General features: G+C 63.2%; 5 protein-coding genes. All 5 read left to right on the forward strand.

The features are described 5' to 3' along the window. Window positions 1-3,608: FecR domain-containing protein (locus JKG68_RS29495; protein WP_202065688.1), on the forward strand; the 3,608-nt coding region annotated here is incomplete at its 5' end. Window positions 3,609-3,675: 67 nt separating this feature from the next. Continuing rightward, entirely contained in the window at window positions 3,676-5,589 is a 1,914-nt protein-coding gene (locus tag JKG68_RS29500) for a CHASE2 domain-containing protein (RefSeq protein ID WP_202065689.1), read from the forward strand. Window positions 5,590-5,763: 174 nt separating this feature from the next. Further along, on the forward strand, window positions 5,764-6,651 hold the full coding sequence (locus JKG68_RS29505; protein WP_202065691.1) for a cation diffusion facilitator family transporter: 888 nt from the start codon (window positions 5,764-5,766) through the stop codon (window positions 6,649-6,651). 216 nt (window positions 6,652-6,867) lie between these two features. Then, on the forward strand, window positions 6,868-7,917 hold the full coding sequence (gene trpS / locus JKG68_RS29510) for a tryptophan--tRNA ligase (RefSeq protein WP_202065692.1): 1,050 nt from the start codon (window positions 6,868-6,870) through the stop codon (window positions 7,915-7,917). Between the two features lie 361 nt (window positions 7,918-8,278). Beyond that, window positions 8,279-8,804, forward strand: a 526-nt coding sequence (locus tag JKG68_RS29515) for an MCP four helix bundle domain-containing protein (RefSeq protein ID WP_202065693.1), incomplete at its 3' end; no start/stop codon positions are given.

Consider the following 8,804-nt stretch of genomic DNA (forward strand, 5'->3'; position numbering starts at 1 on the left):
CCCTCTCCCTTGCCGACGCTGGGGCTCAGTCTCCTGTACCGCGTCAGAACCCGGCCGCAGGCGCCATCGTCGCCGCCAAGGGCGGCGAGGAAATGCGGTTCGTGCGCGAGGATCTCTGGCGCGCGGCCCAGATCCAGCAGAACGTGGTCGGCGGCGACACGTTGCGCACCAACGCCATCGGCAACCTGGCGATCCTGTTCGCCGACCAGACCCAGATCCGCGTGGGCCGCAACTCGACCCTCACGGTGAACGACGTTGCCACCAGCGCCGGAAACACCCAGCTCAACCTTCAGGGCGGCAGCATCTGGGCGCGCGCGGCCCGCGGCGGCTCAGGGGTCGACGTCAAGACGCCCGCGGCCGTGGCGGCCATCCGGGGCACCGACTGGTCCCTGTCGGTGGACGGCTCCGGCAAGACCTCGCTGGTTGTGCTCGAAGGCGTGGTTCAGCTCTCCAATCCGCAGGGTTCCGTCACGGTGGGACAGGGCGAGGGCGCGGTGGCGGCCGTCGGCCAGGCACCCACGAAGTTCGTGCTCGTCAGTCCCAACGACCGCGAGCAGATGCTGTTCTACATGTCGCTTCGGGAGGTTTTCATCAATCTTCCGACATCGCCCCTGGAGAACCGGGAGTTCGAAGCGCGGAGCACCCGGATCAAGGCTACCTCGCCGGAAGCCCGCACGACGGAAGATTGGCTCACCCTGGCCGAGAGCCTGATGAACTCCGAAGGCCGACGTGCCGCGGCAGTCCCCCTGGCCGAAGCGCGCAATCGCCCCATGACCAAGGCGCAGCGGGCACGCGCGGACTACCTGGAAGCCCTCATGGCTGGGGCGGACCGCCGCTGGCAGGATGCGATCAAGCTGTTTGAACGTGCAAAGCCCGGGCTCGATCCGCTTCGTCGGGGCTGGGCCGAGTATGGCCGCTATGCCGCGGCGTCGCTGGCCGATCCCAAACGCGTCCCGCCTGCACCGAAGGTGCCCGTCAGGGATCCCAGAACGGCGGAAATCAGCGCCCACCTCACGGGCTTCCGGCAGGACCTGAAGGCTGCCGCCGCCGAGGCTGCCGCCGCCGAAAAGCGGTTCCCGAGAGACGCCGGCCTTGCGGTTCTCTCGGCGTCCCTCGCCGAAAGCCTTGACCGGCGCGAGGACATGTACGCGGCCTATGATCGGGCTCGGGCCATCGATCCGACCGATCCGAACGTGATCGCCTTCGGGGCCTCGATCAAAGCCGATTACGGCCGCGACATCGATGGGGCTCTTGCCGACCTCTACAAGGTCACGGGAACCAACCCGAATTTTGCACTCCTGAACCAGATCGGTCTGCTCGAGCAGGGCCGGGGCGCCTTCGTCGAAGCCGAGGCGGCCTTCCGGCGCGCCCTAGAACTCGAGCCGCAGAACCCCATTCCTTATACCAATCTGGCCATTCTCCTTCTCGAGCAGAGCCGGGTGGAGGAAGCGGGTGCCCTGATCGACAAGGCGCTGACGCTCGATCCCCCAACAGCCTACTCGGCCCGCGGCCGCTATCTTCTCCAGAAGGGCAAGATGGCCGACGCCATCGAGGCCATGCTGGCCGGGTCCGCCGTCAATCCCGCACATTCTAACGATCAGTTGATCCTGGCAGACGCCTATTTCCAGAACGGCGACTACGAACTTGCCCGGCAGACCCTCGACAACGCGGACCGCTTGGATCCGAGGGCTCCCATCGTGCCGATTCTCCGCACGGCCTTCGCCCTCGATCTCTACCTCGCGGACGAGGCGATCCTTGCGGCGCGCGAGGCCCTGCGGCGCTCGCGTGCCCGTGGCGGCGACTATGCGGGGATTTCGGTAAGCCAGCAGAGCGGCTCGTACCCGGTTGAAGCCTACCGCTTCATCAACCTGCATGACTGGGCGCGGTTCTATGCCGACCGGACCTTCGATCCGTTCGAGGCTCAGGGCTATTTCGACCAAGCGATCGTCAGCCGACCGGGCCTGTTTCCCACGGAGCCCACGCTCGGTGCCGCGGAAGGCACAGACGTGAACAGTGCCGCGTTGAACCTGTCGGTTCAGGGGCTGCTCCTGGATCCCTTGGCAATTGCCGGCCGTATCGGACGCTACGATCCCCTGCGCCGCCCGTTCCTGGATACCGAGGTTCGCGGCGGTGTCATCACGCGTGGCGGTGAGGTCGGCTGGGAAACGGGTGTGACGGTCAACGGCTTCTCGAACGAGCCTTTGCCGACGAGCTTCAGTTTATCCGCGAGTGCCAACGAGGCACGCGGAGATCTGATGGCCGACAATGAGAGCGGACGAGGAATCACTTTTAGCCTCGGCACCGCACCGACCGCAGCCGACCGGTTCGTGTTTATGGGCTGGGCGAACGAAGGAAAGCCCGGCCTGTCGGACATCAATCAATATTACTACTTCAACCATGTTGAGAGAGACGCGGCTTCGCTCTTCGGAGTGGCCGGCTGGAGTCATACGTTCGGCTATCGGAACGTGCTGTCAGCCGCAGTGTTCGCCACGCGGAACGATACGCTCGATAAGGGGGAGACATGGAGCTTCAGTTCCAATCCCACTCCAGGGCTTCCTGAAACGATCAACACCCTGTGGCAGGAGAAACAGCGTGTCGATGGCCTCGTCGGAGCCGTAAGCCATGCGATTGGTATCGGTGATTTCAATCTGCGCTATGGCCTTGAGGCTCAAGCAGGCCAGCTGCGATACAGTGGCTTCACCAATACCCGAAACATCTACGGCAGCGGATACGAGCAATATGTGCAAGATACGGCGGCTTCGGAGAGTCCCTTCCGTGGTGGCCGTGCCTATGCGGATCTTTCATGGCGCCCGAATGACTGGTTCGAGGCCCAGGCGGGGGTTCATCGGACATTCCTTGATGTGAAGGATGTCAAGCCCGAGTTTTGGCTGTCGCCGCGCTTCGGTATTGGCGTGTCACCCTTCGAAGGGCAATGGCTGAGGGCGGCTTACGTTGAGAATGCCGAGTCTTTCCTGACTTACTCCCTTGGACCCACAACGACTGTCGGACTGATCCCGAACGATACGCCGGCAAGCGGCCCGACGAAGAGTCTTATCCTGCGGTGGGACGCGGAATGGACGCCCCACATCTTCACTGCCGTGGAGTATCAGCAGCAAACATTGAACGATCTCAACGTTCCCGTGATCAACACGCTGGAGAGTTTCGATGAAATCGAGGAGGCTCGCGCGGAATGGGTTGCCGCTACGCTCAATGTCTGGTTGGGCCACGGCATCGGCCTCTTCGGCACTGTTGGTGCGGCAACCTCGGAAATTCTGAGAACGCGGGAAGATCTGAACGGAAGGGGAGTGGGGGAGCCGGTTCCCTATATTCCGGAACGCTTCGCGCGCGCGGGCATAACCTTCGTGCACCCAAGCCGACTGCGATTCACACTGATCCAGAACTTCATCGGCGGGAGTTCAGGCAACTATGATAATGACCAGTTGGATTCCTACTGGACCACCGATGCTGCAGTCACATGGGAAACCCCGGACAGACGCCTGCAGGTCGGAGTCACGGCGCTGAACCTGTTCGATCATAGATACGACTTCAACTTCGACGTCCCAGCCCCTGGCCGCACCGTTGCTGCTACCGTGAAGGCCCGGTTCTAGGGTGAATGGCAACCGATCAGCCGCGAGCGACCAAGGCGCCGGAGAGCCCCTCTGGCGGCATCTCGTCATGGCAGGGCTCATTGCGGCCCTGCTGATCCCGCTCCAGTTCTTCCCGCCGTTCCGTCTCATCGAGGCACGGCTCTACGATATTCTGTCCGTGATCGCGCCGCCTCTCCCGCCCGAGCCAGGTGCCGTGGTGGTGGCGATCGACGAGCCGTCCTTTTCCGAGGTCGGCCAGCGTTGGCCCTGGTCGCGGGAGCTTCACGCGAAGCTGGTCGAGAGCCTGCGCGCAGCCGGCGCGAAGGTCATCGCCTTCGACATCATCTTCTCCGAGCCTTCGACCGAGGAGGCCGATGGCGCCTTTGCGAGGGTCATCGGCCCGGACGTGGTTCTGGCGGCGGACGATGTCACCACTTTCCTGGGCCAGGGCGTGCAGACCACCCGGGTCAATCCCATCGACCCCTTTCTGGATGCGGGTGCGGCGACCGGCGCGGTTGCGGTCCATCTCGACGGTGACGCGTATCTGCGCCGCATGCCGTCCATGGCCGACAGCTTCGCCGCAGAGGCGCTGCGCCTGAAGGGTGAGCAGGTCACGCCGGCTCCCGAGGGAGCGCTGATCCAGTATTTCGGAGGTCCGCGCTCCTATCCGACGGCCTCGTATTATCAGGCCCTGGACCCGGAGAACTTCCTCCCGCCCGGATACTTCAAGGACAAGGTCGTTCTGGTGGGCTTGGACCTGAAGGCGGCGACCTCCGCCGATGTGGGCGCGCCCGATACCTTCCCGACGCCCTACACGCTGACGGAAGGCACCCTCACGGCGGGCGTGGAGATCCAGGCCACGATCCTCGACAATCTCCGCCACGGTCTTTACGTGATTCCCGTGCCTCGCCTCGTCATGGTGCTGCTCGTGATCGCGGCCGCCTTTTGGGCAGCGGCCTTGTCCAGGCAGGGCATCTATTGGCGCACGGGATTCTGGGCCTTCTTCGTGGTGGCCTTCTTCATCGTCGGCGCCTGGGCCGTGCTCCGCTTCGGGCGCGTCTGGACCCCGCCTGCCCTTCCGGTTGCCGCGGCGCTCGGGGTGTTCGGCGCCCGCTTCGGCCTGGACTATGCCCGTGAGCGGCATCTGCGGCGCACGGTGTCGGAAGCCTTTTCGCGCTATCTGTCGCCGGATCTCGTGGCGCAGCTCGCGCGCGATCCCGGCGCCCTGAAGCTCGGAGGCGAGCGCCGCAATCTGTCGATCCTGTTCTGCGACGTGCGCGGCTTCACGACTCTGTCGGAGAAGCTGAAGGACGAGCCGGAGCGGCTGACCACCCTCATCAACCGCCTGCTCGATCCGCTCTCAGGGGCGGTGCTGGCGGAAGGAGGCACCATCGACAAGTATATCGGCGACTGTGTGATGGCATTCTGGAACGCACCGCTGCCCAGCCCCGATCACCCCTTGCGCGCCGCGCAGGCCGCCATGCGGATGCTGGAGGCCGTCGACACGCTCAACGCGGAGCTGCGCCGGGAGCAGGGCGAGGCCGCGCCCGTCTTTGCCATCGGGGTCGGCATCAACACGGGCGATTGCGTGGTCGGCAATGTGGGCTCGCGCTGGCGCTACGATTATTCCGTGCTCGGCGATACGGTGAACCTCGCCTCACGCCTGGAAAGCCTGTCGAAGGAATACGGCGTTTCCATCGTCCTCGGCCCGGCCACCGCAAAGGCCCTGCAGGATCATTTCGTGATGATCGAGCTCGACCAGATCGCCGTGAAAGGCCGCGCGGAGGAATCGGCCATCTTCACGATCCTCGCGCCGGCCGCCCAGCGCCAGGACGCTGCCGTCGCCGAACTGATGGAGCTGCATCCCCAGTTGCTCGACAGCATCCGCGGCAATCGGCGGGTGGACGCATTGGATCTCATCCGGCGCTGCGGCCCCCTCGCCCCATCCCTGTCCAAGTATTACAAGAAGCTCCTGCTGAAAGCAGCGGCGATCCCCGAGTGATGCTACACTCCGGAAGGGGCGTGACCGCAGCCTTGACTTTCCTCTGATTTGTTGCGCCCGCAATCTGAACTTGCAAACCAATTGCAAGTAAAAACAATGGCTTGCGCTTGAAGAAACAGTCCCTATAAGGTCGCCTCGCTCCTCCTGTTCAGCCATCTCTTTGCGTGTCGTGCCATGGACAAGATTCAAAAACTTGCCATCGGCAGCATATTCGTCGGAACCGTCGTTTTCGTCCTGAAATATGCCGCCTATTACATCACGGGCAGCATTGCGCTCTATTCGGACGCGCTGGAGAGCATCATCAATGTGGTGACGGCGGTCGCGGCCTTCATGGCCGTCCGGTTGAGCGCCACGCCCGCCGATGCGAACCACCCTTACGGCCATCACAAGGTGGAGTATTTCTCCGCGGTTCTCGAGGGCGTCCTGATCATTGTGGCGGCCCTGGCCATCCTGCGGGAGGCCTATTTCGGGCTGCTGACGCCGGTCGTGATCGATGCTCCTGCAAGGGGCCTTGCGGTCAACGCCCTGGCCAGCGTCATCAATGCGGTCTGGTCCTGGCTCCTGATCCGCGAGGGACGGCGCCTGCGCTCGCCTGCCCTCGTGGCCGACGGGCGCCATCTCCTGACCGACGTGGTGACGTCGGCGGGCGTCATCGTCGGCCTTCTGCTCGTTCCGCTCACCGGATGGAGCTGGCTCGACCCTGCACTCGCAGCATTGGTCGCCCTCAACATCCTGTGGTCCGGCTGGGGCCTGATCAAGGAGAGCATCGGCGGCCTCATGGACGAGGCCCTGCCTGAGACGACCCTGGTGCGGGTGCGTGAGATCATCGCCGTCAATGCGGAAGGCGCCCTTGAGGCGCACGACCTGCGGACGCGGCATGCGGGACGGATGACCTTCATCGATTTCCATCTGGTGGTGCCGGGCAGCATGAGCGTCACCGACGCCCACGACATCTGCGACCGCCTGGAGCGGGCCCTCAAAGCCCATATCGAGGATGCGCTCATCACGATTCACGTGGAGCCGGCCGAGAAGGCCAAGCATGCGGGCATCGTGGTTCTATAGGCAGCCTAGCGGCCCATCTTGCACCCGCACGCCTGCCATGGCATGACTGCCCGCATGAACGATTGTGCGACCCCGATCAAAGCCCTTTGGTGGCGCTCCTTCCAGGAGCGGCACGTCGTCATGCATTGAAACGAACGTTGCCGCCGTGTGCGGCAGGCATCGTTCGAGTCCCGACAGGTCTCCCGTCACGGCGGCTTCCACCTTGGAGAAGCCCCCATGTCAACGGAAAAAGACCAGCGCCCCGTCATCCTCACCGGCGACCGGACCACCGGCCCGCTTCATCTCGGCCACTATGCCGGATCGCTGAAGAACCGCGTCGCGCTTCAGCACAGTCATCGGCAGTACCTGCTTTTGGCCGACACACAGGCGCTTACCGACAATGCCGGCGATCCGGCCAAGGTGCGCCGCAACGTGCTGGAGGTTGCCCTCGACTACCTCGCGGTCGGCATCGATCCCGCGCAGACGACGATCTGCCTGCAGTCGGGACTGCCGGCGCTTGCCGAGTTGACGCTCCTCTACCTCAACTTCGTGACCGTGGCGCGGCTGGAGCGCAACCCGACCATCAAGGAGGAGATCCAGGCCAGGGGCTTCGGACGCGACATTCCCGCGGGCTTTCTCTGCTATCCCGCGGCCCAGGCCGCGGACATCACAGGTTTCAGGGCAAGCGTCGTTCCCATTGGTGAGGATCAGGCGCCCCTGATCGAACAGACTAACGAGATCGTGCGGCGCATCAACCGGCAGATCGGCCGTGACGTCCTGCCCGAGGCCCGCGCCCTGATCCCCTCCGTGGGGCGCCTGCCGGGCGTCGACGGCAAGGCGAAGATGAGCAAGTCGCAGGGCAATGCGATTCCCCTCTCCGCGTCGCCGGACGAGATCCGGGATGCGGTGCACCGCATGTATACGGATCCGAACCACCTGCGCGCCTTCGATCCCGGCACGGTGGAGGGCAATGTGGTGTTCACCTACCTGGATGCTTTCGATGGGGATCAGGCCATGGTGAGGGAGCTCAAGGCGCATTATCGGCGCGGCGGCCTCGGCGACGCCGTGGTCAAAAGACGCCTGGAAGACATCCTGCAGACGCTTTTGGCTCCCATCCGGGAACGCCGCGCCGCTCTGGCCCGGGATCCAGGCTATGTTCTTGGGGTGGTGCGAGCCGGCACCCGGTCCGCGCAGAACAGGACGCAGGCGACCCTGGACGAGCTTCGCTCCGGGCTGGGACTGATTGCCCTCGACGACATCGATGGAGGTGTCCGCAAGCTTGCCTGACGGGACCTTCAAATGCCGGTGCGAGGATTGCCAACATTGCACGGGGCCCGGCCATGGCCGGGCCCCGGAAAACCCGAAGATTACTCTGCTCTTCTTGCACAATGCCAAGGCCGGCAAGTTATTCTAAAAGCTGCCTCGTGGTTTTTGAGCGACATATGGCTTTCACGTTGGCCTACTGATGGGTTAATATAAAGTAAATTATGAATGATGTTTAACGATGTGAACAAGATAGACTTCAAGATTACGTATTTATGCGTAATGGCCTCGGGAAACTAGAACAACTATAAAACGAGATGCCTGGTTGAGCGCGTCGTGGGGGCGCGCGCCTCTCGCGGCGATGCGGGCGGGCCATCGAACGACAATGCGTGTCTTGAACAACCTCAAACTCATCACGAAGCTCGCGATACCCGTGACCCTGATGGTCGCCATCACCATCGGCCTCATCATCTTCGCCAAGATCAGCCTCGACACGCTGGCGCATGAAACGCAGCAGATTGTCGATGTGGACGCGACACGGCGCAGCATGGCCCTGGATATCAAGGCCCATGTCAACGAGGCATCGATTCAGGAGAAGAACCTGATCATCGAAACACGCTTCCAGGAAATGGCCGTTTATCAGAAGGCCTTCGCGGAAGCCAAAGAGGAAGCCCTGAAGGATCTGGATTCCCTCATTGCTCTCGCGGATACGCCCGAGCGGCGGAAAACCAACGAGCAGCTGAAGCGGACCGTGGAAGATTATTTCGCCATTATGGGCAAGAGCATCGCCCATGCGCTGCTGAACGAAAGCGAAGAAGCCTTCAAGGTTGGAATTGCCAGAATTTCCGTGTACGGGCCGGGTTCATCATCCCAGCCTGAAGCGGCCTTCGAAGAGAATGGCGAACTGCGCT

The organism is Microvirga aerilata (genome assembly GCF_016743775.1).
In the GTDB taxonomy this organism is placed as follows: domain Bacteria; phylum Pseudomonadota; class Alphaproteobacteria; order Rhizobiales; family Beijerinckiaceae; genus Microvirga; species Microvirga aerilata.

Excerpts from the sequence above, each read along its gene's own strand:
- JKG68_RS29500 (WP_202065689.1), top strand. The coding sequence starts at position 3,676 with ATGGCAGGGCTCATTGCGGCCCTGCTGATCCCGCTCCAGTTCTTCCCG.
- JKG68_RS29505 (WP_202065691.1), top strand. The coding sequence starts at position 5,764 with ATGGACAAGATTCAAAAACTTGCCATCGGCAGCATATTCGTCGGAACC.
- trpS (WP_202065692.1), top strand. The coding sequence starts at position 6,868 with ATGTCAACGGAAAAAGACCAGCGCCCCGTCATCCTCACCGGCGACCGG.